15 protein-coding genes are annotated in these 15995 nt (G+C 67.2%); 8 read left to right on the top strand and 7 right to left on the bottom strand.

Features of this window, described 5'->3' with window-relative positions; all coding sequences use genetic code 11:
- Window positions 1-2138, top strand: a 2138-nt coding sequence (locus PO768_RS23860; RefSeq protein WP_272648020.1) for an alpha/beta hydrolase family protein, incomplete at its 5' end; no start/stop codon positions are given.
- 7 nt (window positions 2139-2145) lie between these two features.
- Here the strand turns inward: PO768_RS23860 and PO768_RS23855 are convergent.
- Genes PO768_RS23855 through PO768_RS23840 form a run of 4 tightly spaced genes read right to left on the bottom strand, consistent with a single transcriptional unit; the run spans window position 2146 to window position 6620 of the window.
- Entirely contained in the window at window positions 2146-4656 is a 2511-nt protein-coding gene (locus PO768_RS23855; RefSeq protein ID WP_272648019.1) for an ATP-binding protein, read from the bottom strand.
- A gap of 4 nt (window positions 4657-4660) precedes the next feature.
- A complete protein-coding gene (locus PO768_RS23850) occupies window positions 4661-5458 on the bottom strand; it encodes an ABC transporter substrate-binding protein (RefSeq protein WP_442953289.1) in 798 nt (265 codons plus the stop codon).
- An 18-nt stretch (window positions 5459-5476) separates the two neighbouring features.
- Entirely contained in the window at window positions 5477-6235 is a 759-nt protein-coding gene (locus tag PO768_RS23845; protein WP_272648017.1) for an HD-GYP domain-containing protein, read from the bottom strand.
- A gap of 13 nt (window positions 6236-6248) precedes the next feature.
- Window positions 6249-6620 (bottom strand): response regulator transcription factor, encoded by a 372-nt coding sequence (locus tag PO768_RS23840; RefSeq protein WP_272648016.1) that lies wholly within the window; start codon window positions 6618-6620, stop codon window positions 6249-6251.
- Between the two features lie 108 nt (window positions 6621-6728).
- Between PO768_RS23840 and PO768_RS23835 the strand changes: the two genes are divergently transcribed.
- The 5 genes from PO768_RS23835 to PO768_RS23815 all read left to right on the top strand — a co-directional run bounded on the left by PO768_RS23835 (window position 6729) and on the right by PO768_RS23815 (window position 11054).
- Window positions 6729-7466, top strand: coding sequence for a helix-turn-helix domain-containing protein (locus PO768_RS23835; RefSeq protein WP_442953290.1), 738 nt, complete (start codon window positions 6729-6731; stop codon window positions 7464-7466).
- A complete protein-coding gene (locus tag PO768_RS23830) occupies window positions 7426-8154 on the top strand; it encodes an Hpt domain-containing response regulator (protein WP_272648015.1) in 729 nt (242 codons plus the stop codon). Before PO768_RS23835 ends, PO768_RS23830 begins: the two co-directional genes overlap by 41 nt.
- Before the next feature lie 141 nt (window positions 8155-8295).
- Entirely contained in the window at window positions 8296-8823 is a 528-nt protein-coding gene (locus PO768_RS23825) for a chemotaxis protein CheW (RefSeq protein ID WP_272648014.1), read from the top strand.
- A gap of 32 nt (window positions 8824-8855) precedes the next feature.
- Window positions 8856-10577: a methyl-accepting chemotaxis protein gene (locus PO768_RS23820; protein WP_272648013.1), complete on the top strand. Its 1722-nt coding sequence runs from the start codon at window positions 8856-8858 to the stop codon at window positions 10575-10577.
- 3 nt (window positions 10578-10580) lie between these two features.
- A complete protein-coding gene (locus tag PO768_RS23815; RefSeq protein WP_272648012.1) occupies window positions 10581-11054 on the top strand; it encodes a chemotaxis protein CheW in 474 nt (157 codons plus the stop codon).
- A gap of 8 nt (window positions 11055-11062) precedes the next feature.
- On the opposite strand, the gene PO768_RS23810 is transcribed toward PO768_RS23815, so the two are convergent.
- The 3 genes from PO768_RS23810 to hemE are packed head-to-tail and all read right to left on the bottom strand — an operon-like array spanning window position 11063 to window position 14529.
- Window positions 11063-13144, bottom strand: coding sequence for a primosomal protein N' (locus PO768_RS23810; RefSeq protein ID WP_272648011.1), 2082 nt, complete (start codon window positions 13142-13144; stop codon window positions 11063-11065).
- Window positions 13141-13428: a hypothetical protein gene (locus PO768_RS23805; RefSeq protein ID WP_272648010.1), complete on the bottom strand. Its 288-nt coding sequence runs from the start codon at window positions 13426-13428 to the stop codon at window positions 13141-13143. The genes PO768_RS23810 and PO768_RS23805 overlap by 4 nt, the downstream gene beginning before the upstream one ends.
- A 15-nt stretch (window positions 13429-13443) precedes the next feature.
- Window positions 13444-14529, bottom strand: coding sequence for a uroporphyrinogen decarboxylase (gene hemE / locus PO768_RS23800; protein ID WP_272648009.1), 1086 nt, complete (start codon window positions 14527-14529; stop codon window positions 13444-13446).
- Window positions 14530-14615: 86 nt separating this feature from the next.
- Here hemE and PO768_RS23795 point away from each other — a divergent pair, with 86 nt between their 5' ends.
- Together PO768_RS23795 and PO768_RS23790 are read left to right on the top strand one after the other, a co-directional pair.
- Window positions 14616-15230, top strand: coding sequence for a LemA family protein (locus PO768_RS23795; RefSeq protein ID WP_272648008.1), 615 nt, complete (start codon window positions 14616-14618; stop codon window positions 15228-15230).
- Window positions 15231-15243: 13 nt separating this feature from the next.
- Window positions 15244-15995: TPM domain-containing protein (locus PO768_RS23790; protein WP_272648007.1), on the top strand; the 752-nt coding region annotated here is incomplete at its 3' end.

Raw genomic sequence — 15995 nt, 5'->3', positions numbered from 1 at the left:
CGCAGCCGCTGGCCACCGTGCGGCGCCTGCGCCTGCGCAGCCTGCTGCAGCCGGACGCGCCGGAGCGTGCCGTCGAGCTGCCCGGCGAGGGCTTTCACAGCTTCAGCTGGGCGCCGGACGGCCAGCGCTTCGTGCTGGAGCGGCGCGTCGACCTGGGCAATGAGCTGTGGATGGGCGAGACCGCCAGCGGCGAGCTGCGCCAGATTCCCTTTGTGCGCCTGAGCAATGCGCTGGGCCAGGGCGAGCAGGCCTGGCTGAACCCGCGCGAGCTGGTCGTGCTGACGATACCCAAGCGGCGCGGCGCCGCGCCGCGCGCCCAGCCCAGCCCGGTGGTGCAGGAGCATCAGGGCCGCGCCTCGCCCGAGCGCAGCTATCCCGACCTGCTGCAGTCGCCGCATGACGAGGCCTTGTTCGAGCACCATGTGCGCTCGCAGCTGACCCTGGTCAATCTGGCCAGCGCGCAGTCGCGCGATATCGGCGAGCCGGGCCTGTTCGCCTATGTCAGCAGCGTCGGCGAGGGCCAGTACCTGCTGACCGAGCGCCTGGTGCGCCCCTTCAGCTACCGCCTGACCTGGGATGATTTTCCGCAGGTGATCGAGCTGCGCCAGCGCGACGGCCGGGTGCTGCGCGAGCTCGCCAAGCTGCCGCTCAAAGCCGGCGTCGCGATCGACGGTGTGCTGCCCGGCCCGCGCATCTTCTACCCCTCGCCGACCAAGGATGCGGCGGTCTACTGGGTCGAGGCGCTGGACGGCGGCAACCCGAACAGCCGGGTGGCCTTCCGTGACCGGGTGATGCGGCTGGACCCGCCCTATGACGGCGAGCCCATCGAGGTGCAGCGCATGCCGCAGCGCTTCACGCGGCTGCGCTTTCTCGACGATGGCCAGCACGCGCTGCTGACCGAGACCGACCGGCTGCGCGCCTGGACCCGCACTTACCTGCTGCCGCTCAACGGCAGCCAGAGCAAGCCGCTGTTCGAGCACTCGCTGCGCGAGCGCTACCGCCACCCCGGCGCGCCGCTGATGCGCACGCTGGCCAATGGCCACAACGTGATCCAAAGCACGCGCGAGGGCGAGATTTTCCTGATCGGCCAGGGCGCCAACCCGCGCGGCGAGCGCCCCTTCCTGGACCGGCTGTCGATCAAGGACCTGAGCGTGCAGCGCCTGTTCCAGTCGGCCGACAGCGCCTACGAGATGCCGCTGGCGACGCTGGACGATAAGCGCCTGCTGCTGCAGCGCGAGAGCCCGGTCGAGCCGCCGAATCTGTATCTGCGCGAACTGGGCAATGGTGGCGCGACGGCGCAGGCGCTGACCCGCATCAAGGACCCGAGCCCGCAGCTGCGCCGGGTCAAGCGCGAGCTGGTCAGCTTCAAGCGCGCCGACGGCGTCGAGCTCTCGTTCTGGCTGCATCTGCCGCCCGACTACAAGGAGGGCGAGCGCCGGCCCACGCTGGTCTGGGCCTATCCGCTGGAGTTCAACGACGCCGCGCTGGCCGGCCCGCTGGCCGGCGCACCACCTCGCTATGCGACGTTAGCCGGCCTCAGCCCCCAGCAGCTGGCGCTGGACGGCTGTGTCGTGCTGCACGACGCCACCATGCCGGTGGTTGGAGATGCGCGCACGATGAATGACGGCTTCATCGAGCAGATCACGATGAATGCCCGCGCCATCATCGACAAGGCCGAGGAGCTGGGCGTGGCCGACACCCGCCGCATGGCCATCGGCGGCCACAGCTACGGCGCCTTCATGGCCGCCAATCTGCTGGCGCACACCAAGCTCTTCAAGGCCGGCATCGCGCGCAGCGGCGCCTACAACCGAACACTGACGCCGTTCGGCTTCCAGAGCGAACGCCGCTCGCTGTGGGACGCCCGCGAAACCTATCTGAAGCTCTCGCCCTTTCTCTACGCCAACCAGATCAAGGAGCCGCTGCTGCTGATACACGGTGAGGAAGACAGCAACTCCGGCACCTATCCGATGCAGAGCGAGCGCCTCTACCAGGCCCTGGCCGGCCTGGGCGGCACGGTGCGCTATGTGGCGCTGCCGCACGAGGGCCATGGCTACACGGCGCGCGAGTCGGTTGGCCAGGTGCAGTGGGAGATGAGCCAGTGGCTCAAGACGCATCTGGGTGATCCGCGGGCGCCCTGAGGGCAAGCTAGAGCAAGGTGCTCATCTGGGTATCGCCAGCGGGCCGCAGCGGCAGGTAGATGTGGAACACCGAACCACCACCCTCGCGATTGGTCGCGTGGATGCGACCACCATGGATCTCAATGATCTTGCGGCAGATCGCCAGGCCCAGGCCGGTCCCTCCCGAGCCGTCCTTGGTATGGCTGGACTGGACAAAGGCCTCGAAGATCGATTCCAGCTCGGCTGGCGGAATCCCCGGGCCTTGATCGGCCACGCTCAGGTGGATCTCGCCCTGCGGTGTCAGCTCACCGCGCACTTGCAGCTCGCCCCCCTCAGGCGAGAACTTGATCGCATTGGCCACCACATTGCGCACGACCTGCTGAAAGCGTAGCGGGTCGACCTTGGCGACCAGAGGCTCCTCGGGCAGCGCCAGGGACAAGCGCAGCTGGCGACGCGCCATCAAGGGATCAAGTTCTCGCAACACACTCTGCACCAGGCCGCGCACATCGCTGCGCTCCAGATCGAAGGTACCCACCGGACTCTCGATCTTCGAGACATCCAGCAGATCATTGACCAGAGCCAGCATGCGTTGCCCCGAAGCGTGGATGTCGGTGAACATGCTCATCAACTTGGGTTGATCGCGCCCGCGCATCATGCCGAGTTCAGAGAAGCCCAGACTCGACTGCAGCGGCGTTCGCAGTTCGTGGCTCATATTGGCGACGAACTCGGACGTGGCGCGCGAGGCTTCCTCGGCCACGTCACGGGCCTCGCGCGTGGCGCGCTCGGCATCGCGGAACTCGCTGACGTCCATCAGCGTGGCCAGGATGCCGGCCGGTTCGCCGTGTTCGTCGCGCACCATCACCTTGGTGACCACCATATCGCGGCGCTGACCGTCGCTGTGCAGCAGCTGGGTCTCGTAGCGCAGGCGCCCGCCCTCGCTGAGCAGGCGCTGGTCCTGGGCCTCATGGACAGCGCGCTCGGCCACCGGCATGAAATGCCCGACCTCGGTGCCGATCACATCGGCGCGGCGCCGCCCGGTGAAGTCCTCCCAGGCCTTGTTGACCGAGACATAGCGGCGATGGATGTCAATCATCGAGATCGGTTGCGGGCTCAGCTCCAGCAGCAGCCCGGTGAAAGCCAGCTGATGCTGCAGCCGGGCCTGGGCAGCGTAGCGCTCGGAAACGTCCACCGCGCTGCCGGCAAAACCAAGGATGCGTCCCTGGCCATGCAAGGGAACGACCGCCAGATCGAAGCGGCGCAAGATGCCATCGCTGGTCAGCACAGAGGCCTCGGCGCTGCGCACGCCGGTGCGATCACTGAGGCTGAACAGCTCGGCCACGCGCTCGCGGTCCGCCGGGATGACGAGATCCGGCAGGCGCCGGCCCAGCGCCTGATCGCCGCGCGCCTGGCTGATCGCGCCCCAACGGGCGTTGACGAAGCTCAGCACGCCTTCGGCATCGGTGCGGAAGATCAGCTCCTGCACGCTCTTCAGCAGCACACTCATCTCGCGCTCGCGCAAGGCGACCTGCTCATGCGCCCGGTTCAGTTCCCGCCGCGCCTGGCTGCGAGCACGCAGGCTGCGCAGCACCACGGCGGCCGTGCCCGCAATCAGCAGCAAGGCGCCCAGACCTATGGGCAGCAGCCAAAGCAGGTTCTGGCGCCAGGCCGCCAGCGCGGCCAGCTGCGACTGCTCCACCAGCACCACCAGCGGTCGGGTGCGCGACACCCTGAAGGCCACCACTTGCGGGCCTGCGTTGGTGCCCGTGCCCACATAGCTGCCATGCTCGCGCGCCGGCAGCCATTCATCGAACACCGGATGGCCCTGCAGGCGCTGACCGGACTCCTGTGCCAGCAGCTGCGTCGCGGCCAGCACGCTGCCGTCGTAGCGGGTCAGCAAGGCCAGGCCGGACGGGTCGGACAACACGCTTTGCTGGTAGTTCGCCAGCGCATCAGGGTTGATCAGGGCCAGCAGCAGCAGGCGCTCACCGCCGGGGCCGCGCATCTGGCGCCACAACGGCAGCATCGTCAGGCTGGGCGCCAAGGGCGCACGGGCGGCCGATGCCAGGTCCGCAAGACCGCGGCCGGCCTGCGGCGGCGCCAACAGATCCCGCCCCTCGGCAGGCAGCGTCCCCAGCAGGCGCAGATCGATACGCAGGCCACGCTCGGCCAGCGTCGAGCTGGCCAGCACATGACCGTGCAGGTCCAGGACCGCGAGGCTGCGCATGAACGGCAAGCCAGGCATTGCTTGGGCCAGCAGCGGCTGCAGCCGGCCAGGCTCGGTGTTGGGTTGCAGGGCCACACTCTCGTTGAGCGTGGCTAGCGCCAGGGCGGCAGTCTCCACAGTACGGGTGACATGATCCTCCAGCACCCGCGCCAGCAACTCGTTGCGCGCACGCGCGTCCTCCAACGCTATGCGCCGCTCAAACCAGGCAAACGCACTCAACGCCAGCACGGTCAGCAAAGCCAGCAGCACCGCGACAAGGCCAACCAGCGGGCCGATGCGCCAGGGCTTCGCGAGGATGGCTGCGGTCGGACGCATCCCGCTAGTTCACCACGATCTCGGAAAGGCCATGCCGCTTGGCCGCCGTCTGCAGGCGGCCATCGCGCTTGATACGGCCGACAAACTCGTCCAGCCGCGCCAGCCACACGGGGTCGCCCCGGCGGATCGCGTAGGCATAGGGCAGCACATGGAAGGGCTGGGGCGGCGCAACGAGCTTGGCCCAATCGGCGTTGTCCAGCAGCCGTCGGCTGTAGGGGTAGTCGGTCATGAAGACATCGACCCGCCCGGCCTCCAGCTCGCGCTCGCGCGTGGCCGGTGGCCGCACCACAGCTACCTTGGCATGCTTGAGCGCAGCGGGCATCACGCTCTCCATCACCGTGCCGGCCTGCACGGCCACGACCACGCCGGGCTTGTCGATGTCGGCCCACTCGCGCACGACGCGGTTGCTGCGGGTCGTCACCCCGTAGATATCGCTTTGCAGATAGGGCTGGCTGAAGTCCAGCTGCTGGCGGCGCTGCGGCAGCACGCCAATCGCGAACATGGCCACATCGCAGCGCTCGCTCTTCAGGTCCTGGATCAGCGTCGGGAACGACGACTCGACATGACTCAGCTTGACCCCCAGATCCTTCGCCAGTTCGGCCGACAGATCAATATCGATGCCGCCCAGCTCGTTGGAGCGCGGGTTGCGGTAGGTCACGCCGTAGTAGTCGGGCCAGATGCACACACGCAGTTCGCCCTCGGCCTTGATACGCTGCATGGTGGGGCTGGACGGCTGAGCCTGAGAGAGGGGCAATGTCAGCAGCAGGACGGCGCACGGACTTATCTTTTTGATGCTCAACATGATGTGATCCTCAGGCTTTCAGTCGCCGTCGACCAGCGCCTCGAAGCTCGGCGGCTGGCGGTTGATGCGATTGCGCAACTCGATCAGGGTGCTCGCATGGGCCAGAAACACCTCGACCACACGCGGATCGAAGGCGCGGCCGCTCTGCTGGGACAACATCTCCAGCGCCACTTCATCAGCAAACGCCTTGCGATAGCAACGGTCCATGGTCAGCGCATCGAAGTAGTCCACCACCGCGACGATGCGAGCCGATAGCGGGATGGCCGTACCTGCGAGGTCGGCCGGATAACCGCCGCCATCCCAGCGCTCGTGATGACCCAACGCCACCTCGGCGGCCAGTTGGAACAGAGGGATGCGAGAACGGCCGAGGATCTCGGCCCCCATGCGTGGGTGCTCATTCATCACCGCGCGCTCCTCTGGTGTGTACGCCCCTGGCTTCTTCAGCACCCGGTCGGGGATGCCGATCTTGCCGATGTCGTGCATAGGCGCCGCGCGCCTGAGCATGCGAGCGAAACCGACGGGCTCACCCAGCATCAAGGCAAGAGCCTCGGCCAGATAGCCGATGCGCACGATGTGCACCCCCGTGTCGTCATCCTTGAAATCGGCGGCCAAGGCCAGGCGCAGCAGGGCTTCATGGTGGGCGCATGAGACCTCGCGCAGCGCCTCGTTGCGCTCGTGGTACATCCGGCCCAAATCCATCACGATGCGCTCCATCTGGGCAGACGCAGCATCGTCGAAGACCCGGTCAGGCCGGGCGGAAACAGCGGTAGAGATCATGATGTTGTCGCCCTCAGGCCATTTCCGGCAGCGCAGCAAGATGATCAATCAGCTGCAGCGGGCTGAAAGGCTTCACCAGATAGGCGTCGGCTCCGGCCTGCATGCCGGCCTCGCGATCCCTAGCTTGGCCTCGGGCGCTCAAAAGCAGGACTTGTACGCCCTGCAGTGCAGGATTGGCCTTGATCCTGCGGCAAACCTCCAAGCCATCGAACGCGCCGGGCATCATCACATCCAGCAGCACGACATCTGGTCGAACAGTCTCGACAAACCGCAGCGCAGCTTCCCCAGTCGCCTCCTCGCGAATCTGGTAGTTGTCAAACTCCAGCGTCATGCGGATCAGGCGGCGGATGTCGGCATGGTCGTCAACAATCAATATGGTCTTCAAGATGGCTCCCGATGGGTCAGATGGCGTGACACAATTATTACTTGTATCATTTTTATCAAGCAACCCTTCGAGCAATTCGGGTTTGACGAAAACCGGCAAAATTGCGCAATGCCCAAAACCAATCCATCACCTGTCGCTGACGAAACCAGCGACTACAGCACTTTGGAAGTCGCCCGCCGCTTGGGCATGGCCGTTCGCTCGGTACAACTGATGGTGGACCGCGGCGAACTGGACGCCTGGAAAACCCCCGGTGGCCACCGCCGTATCGCCCGCAGTTCGGTGGAAGCCTGGCTGGCGCGGCGTGGTGGACCAGCGGTTGAGGCGCCGACGGATATCCAGCCTCGCGCGCTGCGGACGGTCGATCAGCGCCCGCGCCTGCTGTTGATCGAAGACTCGGTCCATTACCAGAACCTGATCGCCATGTTGCTGGGTCAGCAGTTCCCGGAGCTGGAAGTACATATGGCAGCCGATGGCATCGTCGGCCTGGCCATGTATGGCCAGTTGCAACCCGAATTCCTGCTGGTAGACATCCTGTTGCCTGGCATCGACGGCGCCACCTTGATCACCAGTCTGCGCTCCCATCCCCAGTTCGCGGGCAGCCGCCTGATCGTCATCACCTCGCTGGATGCCGCCCAGCGCGAACCCTATGCCTTCGCGCTGCAGGGCGTGCCGGTTGTGCACAAGCCGCGCCTGNGCGCGAACCCTATGCCTTCGCGCTGCAGGGCGTGCCGGTTGTGCACAAGCCGCGCCTGGTCATGGAGCTGCCAGTGCTGCTGCGTGAACAGCTGGGGCTGGGGGCCAGGACATGAACGCCGGTCCACCTCGGGTGCTGCTAATCGAGGATGACGCCTCATTGCAGCGCTTCGTCAGCCTGGCCCTGGAAGACCTGGGGGTCGAACTGCTGACCCTGCCGACGGTGGATGCAGGTCTGGCCGAACTGGGCCACGCAGCGGTGGAACTGATCCTGACCGACCTGATGTTGCCCGGGCGCTCGGGCTTCGAGTTGATTGATGCCCTGGCCGCCAATCCGACCCTGCGTGGTACAGCGAAGCTGGTGGTCTTCAGCGCCGGGCTGAACCCACAGACGCGCCAGCGCCTGGAGCGGCCCGAAGTCTGGCGTCTGCTGTCCAAGCCCTGCAGCCTGGCTGATTTGCAAGCCTGCGTTCGCGACGCGCTGGCCCTGCGGGGCGAGCAGCGGTGCGAACCCACAGCCGCACCCCAAGACGAGCCTGAGACAGCTCGCGCCATCGCCGATTATTTCGACGGCAACGAAACGCTGTACCGCAGCTTTCGCGCTAGCTGTCTGCAGCAGTTCCGCGCAGACTTGGTAGAAGGTGACCGCGCCCTGGCTGCCAGCGACGCCCAGGCCCTGCGGCGCCTTGCCCACAGCCTGAAGTCCGTGCTGCTGACTCTGGGGCACCCAGGGTCAGCAGCCCTCGCCCGCGCGCTGGAAGACAGCAGCCATGCGGCCGACTGGGCTGTTGCAATGCCGCAATGGCATGAACTGCGGGAGCAGCTTCAGGCGCTTCGATAGGTTTCGACAGCGGCTAATCCCGCATTCTCGCCCAATGATGTGATAGTTTTCACATCAAATTTGATACAAATATCATTTGTATCATTTAAGATTGCTCGCATCACTGATCAACTTCGCCCGTTCGCAGCGGGTCTTGATGCGATGTCTACTGCCACGCTATCCCCCCAAGCCGCCGCCATCCGGCGCGTCCCGCCCGGCAACGCCCTGATCGAGGCCGCTGCAGCCACAGGCCTGCCACTGGAACTCCTGTGCTTCCGAGCCGGCGGCCAGGAGTACGGCCTGCCGCTGCACAGCATCCAGGAGATCCGCAGCCACCAGCAGGCCACGCCCCTACCCGGCCAAGATGCCGCCGTGCTGGGCGTGCTGGACCTGCGCGGCCAGGTGATCGCGCTGCTGGATCTGTGCCGCCTATTGAATCTGCCCATGGCCACGGGCGAGGACGCCGAGTTGCGCGCCGTGGTCGTGCTGGTACAGGACGGGCGACGCCTGGGCCTGATGGTCGATGAGGTGCTCGACGTGTTGCCGGTCTCCCCCGAGCGGCTGCGGCTGCTGCCTCAGCTGCCCGGCGACTTCGCCCACCACTACCTTCGCGGCATGGTCTCCAGCGATGAGCGCCGCGTGCTGCTGCTCGACCCGAGCCTGTGGATCGCCGCGCACGCCACCGCCTGAACCACCAACACCACCGAATCGAGAACACTGTCATGAAACTACTCAAACACCTCAGCATCACCCAAAGCCTTTACCTGGTGGCCGGCGCGGTCTGCGCCGGGCTGCTGGCGCTTGCCGGCTATGCCTGGAACAGCCTGGGCCATGTGATAGAGACGGCCGAGCATATCGAGCATGTGCGCGTGCCCCAGCTGACCCGCATGGCCGGCGTCGAACTGGCTCTGACGCGGGCCTCGCTACAACTGCGCCATGCCATCCTGGCCCGCGATGCGGCCGAGCTGAGCGCGGCCCTGGACGACATCGGCGGCCAGCGCCAGCTGATCGACAAGGCTCTGGCCGACTATCAACGCGACCTGAGCACTCCCAAGGGCAAGCAGCTCTACGAGTCTTTGCCCCAGCGGCTGCAGCAGTTCTGGGGCGTGGCCGAAGCCAATATCGCCCTGATTCAGCAGGGGCAGAAGCAGGAGGCCTTTGGCTTCCTGGTCGACAAGACCATCCCCGCCCGCAACAGCGTGCTTGAAGTGCTGAGCGGCACCGTCGCCTACCAGCAGGAGACACTGGTCGCCACCATCGACAGCGGTACCGTGAAGAAGGCCCAGAACACCTTGCGGGTGATCGAAGCCCTGGCGATGAGTGTGGCGCTGCTGCTGCTGTTCTCTATATGGCAGCTCAGCCGGCTGCTGCGGCAACGCATTGCGGCCTCGCGGCAGGTGGTCGAGCGCGTGCGCGACGGCGATCTGAGCCAGCCCGTCACGGACTCGCGCAAGGACGAGTTCAGCCCGCTGCTCGCGGCGATGTCTGCGATGCAGAACAGCCTGTCCGGCCTGGTCGGTACGGTGCGCGGCAATGCCGAAAGCGTGGCCACCGCCAGCGCCGAGATCAGCCAGGGCAACACCGACCTGAGCCAGCGCACCGAGGAGCAGGCCTCGGCTCTGCAGCAGACCGCCGCCTCAATGGAGCAGATCAACGGCACGGCCCAGAGCAATGCCGACAACGCCGCCCAGGCCAGCCAGTTGGCCACCAAGGCCTCCGGCGTGGCCGATCACGGCAGCCAGGTCGTCGGCGAGGTAGTCAGCACCATGCGCGAGATCGAGCAGGCCTCGCGCCAGATGCAAGACATCATCTCGGTGATCGACGGCATCGCCTTCCAGACCAATATCCTGGCGCTGAACGCGGCGGTGGAAGCTGCCCGTGCCGGCGAACAGGGCCGCGGCTTCGCGGTGGTGGCCGGCGAGGTGCGCAGCCTGGCTCAGCGCAGCGCCGAGGCGGCCCGACAGGTCAAGAGCCTGATCAGCCAGAGCGTGGAGCGTGTCAACGCCGGCTCCAGCCTGGTCGACAAGGCTGGCAGCACCATGCTGGAGGTCAAGGCCTCGGTGCAGCGGGTCAGCGACATCGTGGGCGAGATCGCCGCCGGCAGCCGCGAGCAGATGAGCGGCGTGACGCAGGTCAGTCAGGCCGTCAACCAGATGGACCAGACCACTCAGCAGAACGCCGCACTGGTGGAAGAGTCGGCCGCCGCTGCGGAGAGCCTGCGCCAGCAGGCCGAGACGCTGGTCAGGGCCGTAGCGGTGTTCCGCACCGGCACAGGCCCATCCGCGCCCGTCGCGTCGCCGGCACCGGCCGGCTGGACCGGTGAGGAGCGCCGCAGCCCCAACCGCGCCACCAACGTCACCCGCCCTGCTTTCGGGCACCGGGCGGCGCCGGCGCCGCTGCGCGCGGCGGCCACCGGCACCGATGGCGAGTGGGCCAACTTCTGAGCCATGGGCACCGCCAGCGTCCTGAAGCCCGTCAGCGCCGGTTTGCCGCCGGCCTGCGATACGCCGGAGTACCTGAGCCTGCGTGTTGGCGGCCGAGACTACGGCATCGACCTGCGCCATGTGCAGGCCATCCAGCCTTATGACGAGGGACTGCGGCTGATGGGAGCATCGCCCTGGCTGTGTGGCGTGAAGGACCGGCAGGATGCATTCGTCCCGCTGCTGGACCTGCGCGCCCTGGTGCCCGCCGCCGTCGCGCGCGCCGCCACGCCGCTGCGCCGGGGGGTCGTGGTCGTCATCGAGCTGCCGCAAGGCCGGCTGGGACTGCTGGCCGAGGCCGTCAACGATGTGCTGGAGCTGAGCGGTGCGCCGGTGGCCGGCATGCCGAGCGGTGTGACTTCGATACGCCTGACGCAGGGCCCGCGCAGCGTACAAATACTGGACCCGCGCCTGCTGGACGGGCTGCCGGCCGGACGCTGAGCGCGCGCTCAAATCGCCAGCGGATCCACATCCACCGCCCAGCGCAGCAGCCCCTTGTGCTCGCGCTTGAGCATCTGCAGCTCGGGCATCCACAACCACAGCAGGCGCTGCAGCGCGCCGCGGGTCGGCGATTCGACCAGCATCTGCAGGCGCTCGATATTGGCCACCCGGGCCACGCTCATCGGCACCGGCGGGTAGATCAGCAGGCCGCTGGCCGCGGGCAGGGCCTGGGCCCATTGGGCGGCGGCGCTCAGAAAGTCGCGGGCGGCCTCCACCGTGCGGCCCTCGGCGCGCAAGAGCGCCAGGTGTGAATAGGGCGGCAGGCCGGCGCTCTCGCGCTCGGCCAGCTGGCTCTGGGCAAAGGCCTCGAAGTCATGGCGCTCCAGTGCCTTGTAGAGCGCATGCTGCGGATGCCAGGTCTGCACCCACATCTCGCTGCGCGCGGCCTGTTCGGCATCACGGCCGGCCCGGCCGGCGGCCTGCATCAGCAGCGCGAACAATCGCTCGGGCGCGCGGAAGTCGCTGCTGAACAAGGCGCCGTCCGGGTTGACCGCCGCCACCAGCGTGATGCGGCGGAAATCGTGGCCCTTGGTGATCATCTGGGTACCGACCAGGATGTCGACCTCACCGGCATGCACCGCGCCGAGCTGGGCTTCCAGCGCACCCTTGTGCTTGGTCGAATCGGCATCGATGCGGGCGACGCGGGCGCCCGGCAGGGCCTCGGCCAGTTGCTCTTCCAACCGCTCGGTGCCGCGACCCAGTGGCGCGATGTCCTGGTTGCCGCAGTCGGGGCAGGCATGGGGCACGCGCTCGGTGAAGCCGCAGTGGTGGCAGCGCAGCGTGCGGTCGCCCTTGTGGAACACGCGGTAGGCGCTGCAGTGCGGGCATTCGCTCTTCCAGCCACACTCGGTGCAGTGCAGCACCGGCGCATAGCCGCGCCGGTTCAGGAACACCAGGCTCTGCTCGCCACGCTCCAGCCGGCCGCGCAGCGCGGCGATCAGCGGCGCGGTCAGCGCGGTCATCACGCCCTTGTTGCGCGGCAGGCTGTTCATGTCGAACAGGCGCACCCGCGGCAGCGCGCCGCCGCCGATGCGCTCGGGCAGGGCCAGGCGCTGGTAGCGCCCGCTGTTGGCATGTTGCCAGCTCTCCAGCGAAGGGGTGGCGGAGCCGAGAATGACCGGCACCTTTTCGAGCCGGGCGCGGTAGACGGCCAGGTCGCGCGCCGAATATCGGGCGCCGTCCTGCTGCTTGTACGAGGGGTCGTGCTCCTCATCGACCGCGATCAGGCCCAGGCGAGGCATCGAGGCGAACACCGCCAGCCGCGTGCCCAGCACCAGCTCGGCTTGGCCCAGGTGGGCGGCCAGCCAGTTGCGCAGGCGCTGGGCCGGCGTCAGGGCACTGTGCAGCGAGACGATGACACGGCCGGCAAAGCGCTCGGCAAAACGTGCCTCCAACTGGGGCGTTAGGTTGATCTCGGGCACCAGCACCAGCACCTGACGGCCGGCGGCGAGCGCATGCTCGGCGGCGCGCAGATAGACCTCGGTCTTGCCGCTGCCGGTGACGCCGTACAGCAGCACCGGCGCTGTGTCGGCACCGGCCGCCATCAAGGCGTCGATCTTCTCCAGCACCTCGGCCTGGGCCGGGCTCAGCTGCGGCCTGGGTGGGGCGGACTCGGGGCTGGCGGCCTGGGCCGCGGTCCATTTGTCGAGCTTCTTCAGCCGCGCCTGCAGTTGCTGGCCGTCGAGCTCGCGCAGCTGCGGCGGCAGCACCGACAAGGCCACCTCGCCGGCACTGCGCTGGTAATAGCTGGCGGCGAAATCCACCAGCGCGCACCAGCTGGGCAGCAGCGGCGGCAGGCCGTCAAGCACGGCGCTGATCGGTCGCAGCAGGGACTCATCCAACTGCTCGGCGGCCGGGTCAGGGGTGCCGGGCCAGACCATGCCGGTCAGCTCGCGCCGCCCCAGCGGCACCTGCACCAGCGTGCCCGGCGTGAGCGCCCGCTCGCTCAGATAGTCCAGCGGCCCGGTGATGCCGCTGTGCTGGGGTGCGTCGACCACCACGCGCACGCGCTGCTGCCCGGCCTCGCTCATTCCCGCCTCAAGATCGAATCAGGCTGAGGAACAGGCTCTAAATTCATGATTTCAATACGTTTTCCACTGAAAGCCTGTTTCTGTGGATAACTTTGTGGGAAATTTATTAACAGCCCGGTCGCCATCGCCGGACGGCGCCCGGTAGCTCTGCAAAATGCATTCCCCCTCAAATCAGTGAAAGCCCAATGAATCAATGACTTAGAAGGCTCTCGGGAAAACACTGAGCTGCGCCGCAGCATGGCAAATGGGAAGTTTTCGCGTTGCGAAAAATGGGGATAAGTCAAAAGCGGAGTGCTTGCTTACCCACCGTGCGGCTGCCGCAAAAGCCGCGAATAGGCATGCACCTCATCGACCAGGGCCGTCACCGATTCGGGCGGGGTGTGCTGGCTGATGCCATGGCCCAGATTGAAGATATGGCCGCTGTTCGGGCCGGGCGCGCCGAAGCTGTCGAGCACCGCCCTGACCTGCTCGCGCACCGCGTCGGGCGGGGCGAACAGCACGTTCGGATCGAGATTGCCCTGCAGCGCAACCTTGTGGCCGAGCTGGGCGCGGGCGCGGCCCAGATTGACCGTCCAGTCCAGGCCGACCACATCGGCACCGGCATCGGCAATCTCGTCCAGCCACAGGCCGCCGCCCTTGGTGAACAGGATGCGCGGAATGCGCTGGCCTTCGTGTTCGGTCTTGACCTGGGCCAGCACGCGCCTGGAGTAGTCCAGCGAGAAGCGCTGGAACATGCCGTCGGCCAGCACGCCGCCCCAGGAGTCGAACAGCATCACGGCCTGGGCGCCGGCTTCGATCTGCGCGTTCAGGTAGGCGGCCACTGCGTCGGCATTGACCTGCAGGATGCGGTGCATCAGGTCCGGGCGTGCATACATCAGGCTCTTGACCTGGCGGTAGTCGTCAGAGCCGCCGCCCTCGACCATATAGCAGGCCAGGGTCCAGGGGCTCCCGGAGAAGCCGATCAGTGGCACGCGGCCGTTCAGCGCCTTTCGGATCGAGCTCACCGCATCGAACACATAGCGCAGCTTGTTCATGTCCGGCACTTCGAGCGCCGCCACGGCCGCCTCGTCGCGCACGACCTTCTCGAACTTCGGACCCTCGCCAATCGCGAACGACAGGCCCAGGCCCATCGCATCGGGCACGGTCAGGATGTCGCTGAACAGGATGGCGGCGTCCAGCGGATAGCGCTCCAGCGGCTGCAGCGTCACCTCGGTCGCATAGTCACGGTTGGTGGCCAGACCCATGAAGCTGCCGGCCTTGGCCCGCGTCGCGCGGTACTCGGGCAGGTAGCGGCCGGCCTGGCGCATCAGCCAGACGGGGGTGTGCTCGGTGGGCTGGCGCAGGCAGGCGCGCAGAAAGCTGTCGTTTTGCAGGGGGGCGCTCATCGCGACATTATCCGCTGCGATACTGGCTTGATTCGCGCCCGGACATCACCATCTACCCGGCGGACCGTTCCACAAGGAGGTGTTTCATGAATTGGATCAAACGCAGCGGCCTCGCCGCCCTGGTCTTGGCATCGACGCTGGGCCTGTCGGGCTGCGGCTACAACGAGTTCCAACGCCTGGACGAGCAGGTCAAGGCCCAGTGGTCCGAGGTGCTGAGCCAGTACCAGCGCCGCGCCGACCTGATTCCGAACATCGTCAACACCGTCAAGGGCGAGGCCAATTTCGAGCAGGAGACGCTGACCAAGGTGGTCGAGGCGCGCGCCAAGGCCACCAGCATCCAGGTCACGCCCGAGCTGGCCAACAATCCCGAGGCGCTGAAGAAGTGGCAGGCCGCCCAGGGCGAGCTGTCCAGCGCTCTGTCGCGCCTGCTGGTCGTGACCGAGAACTATCCCAATCTGAAGGCCAACCAGGGCTTCCAGGATCTGCGCGTGCAGCTCGAAGGCACCGAGAACCGCATCACCGTGGCACGCAACCGCTACATCAAGTCGGTGGCCGACTACAACGTGCACACCCGCAGCTTCCCGAACAACCTGACCGCGATGGTGTTCGGCTACGACACCAAGCCCAACTTCACGGTCGAGAACGAGGCCGCGATCCAGACCGCGCCGGCCGTCAGCTTCGACAAGCCCGCGTCCAAGTAAGCGGACCGCCTCCATGCGCGGCCTGCTTGCCCTGATCCTGGGGCTGTTCCTCGCACTGAGCCTGCCGGCCTCGGCGCAGGAGGAACAGCCGGTGCCGGTGCTCAGTGCGCGGGTGATCGACCGCACCGCCACACTCAGCGAGCCCCAGCGCGCCGCGCTGGAGGCCAAGCTGGCAACCTTCGAGGCCGAGTCCGGTCCGCAGATCGTCGTGCTGATCACGGCGACCACGCTGCCTGAGGACATCGCCGCCTATGCGCAGCGCGTGGCCGACAGCTGGAAGATAGGCCGGCGCGAGGTGGGCGACGGCGTGCTGATCCTGGTGGCCAAGGATGATCGCAAGATCCGCATCGAGGTGGCCAAGGCGCTGGAGGGCGCGGTGCCCGATCTGGCAGCGCGGCAGATCATCCAGAACGCGATCACGCCGGCCTTCAAGAAGGGCGACTATGCGGGCGGCCTGAATCAGGCCGTGGACCAGTTGCAGGCCCGCATTCGCGGCGAGAACCTGCCGGCACCGCGCCAGGGTTCTGCGGGCAGCGTCGGCTTTGACTTCGAGGAACTGGCGGCGGTGTTCTTCATCGGCGTGCCGGTGCTGGGCGCACTGCTGACCGGCATCTTCGGGCGCAAGCTCGGCAGCGTCGCGACCGGCGGCGCGGCCGGTGCGCTGGGCTGGTTCTTCAGCACCAGCATCATCGTCGCAGGCCTGGCCGGCGTCGCGGCCCTGGTGCTGGTGGGCGTGCTGGGCATCGGCGCGGCCCGCCGCGGCGG

The organism is Paucibacter sp. XJ19-41 (genome assembly GCF_028462495.1).
Taxonomy (GTDB): Bacteria; Pseudomonadota; Gammaproteobacteria; order Burkholderiales; family Burkholderiaceae_C; genus Roseateles_E.
Note: the sequence above shows the minus strand (reverse complement) of the source record. Positions and strands in the feature narration are given on the sequence as shown.

Excerpts from the sequence above, each read along its gene's own strand:
- PO768_RS23855 (WP_272648019.1), bottom strand. The coding sequence starts at position 4,656 with ATGCGTCCGACCGCAGCCATCCTCGCGAAGCCCTGGCGCATCGGCCCG.
- PO768_RS23850 (WP_442953289.1), bottom strand. The coding sequence starts at position 5,458 with ATGTTGAGCATCAAAAAGATAAGTCCGTGCGCCGTCCTGCTGCTGACA.
- PO768_RS23845 (WP_272648017.1), bottom strand. The coding sequence starts at position 6,235 with ATGATCTCTACCGCTGTTTCCGCCCGGCCTGACCGGGTCTTCGACGAT.
- PO768_RS23830 (WP_272648015.1), top strand. The coding sequence starts at position 7,426 with ATGAACGCCGGTCCACCTCGGGTGCTGCTAATCGAGGATGACGCCTCA.
- PO768_RS23825 (WP_272648014.1), top strand. The coding sequence starts at position 8,296 with ATGTCTACTGCCACGCTATCCCCCCAAGCCGCCGCCATCCGGCGCGTC.
- PO768_RS23820 (WP_272648013.1), top strand. The coding sequence starts at position 8,856 with ATGAAACTACTCAAACACCTCAGCATCACCCAAAGCCTTTACCTGGTG.
- PO768_RS23815 (WP_272648012.1), top strand. The coding sequence starts at position 10,581 with ATGGGCACCGCCAGCGTCCTGAAGCCCGTCAGCGCCGGTTTGCCGCCG.
- PO768_RS23810 (WP_272648011.1), bottom strand. The coding sequence starts at position 13,144 with ATGAGCGAGGCCGGGCAGCAGCGCGTGCGCGTGGTGGTCGACGCACCC.
- hemE (WP_272648009.1), bottom strand. The coding sequence starts at position 14,529 with ATGAGCGCCCCCCTGCAAAACGACAGCTTTCTGCGCGCCTGCCTGCGC.
- PO768_RS23795 (WP_272648008.1), top strand. The coding sequence starts at position 14,616 with ATGAATTGGATCAAACGCAGCGGCCTCGCCGCCCTGGTCTTGGCATCG.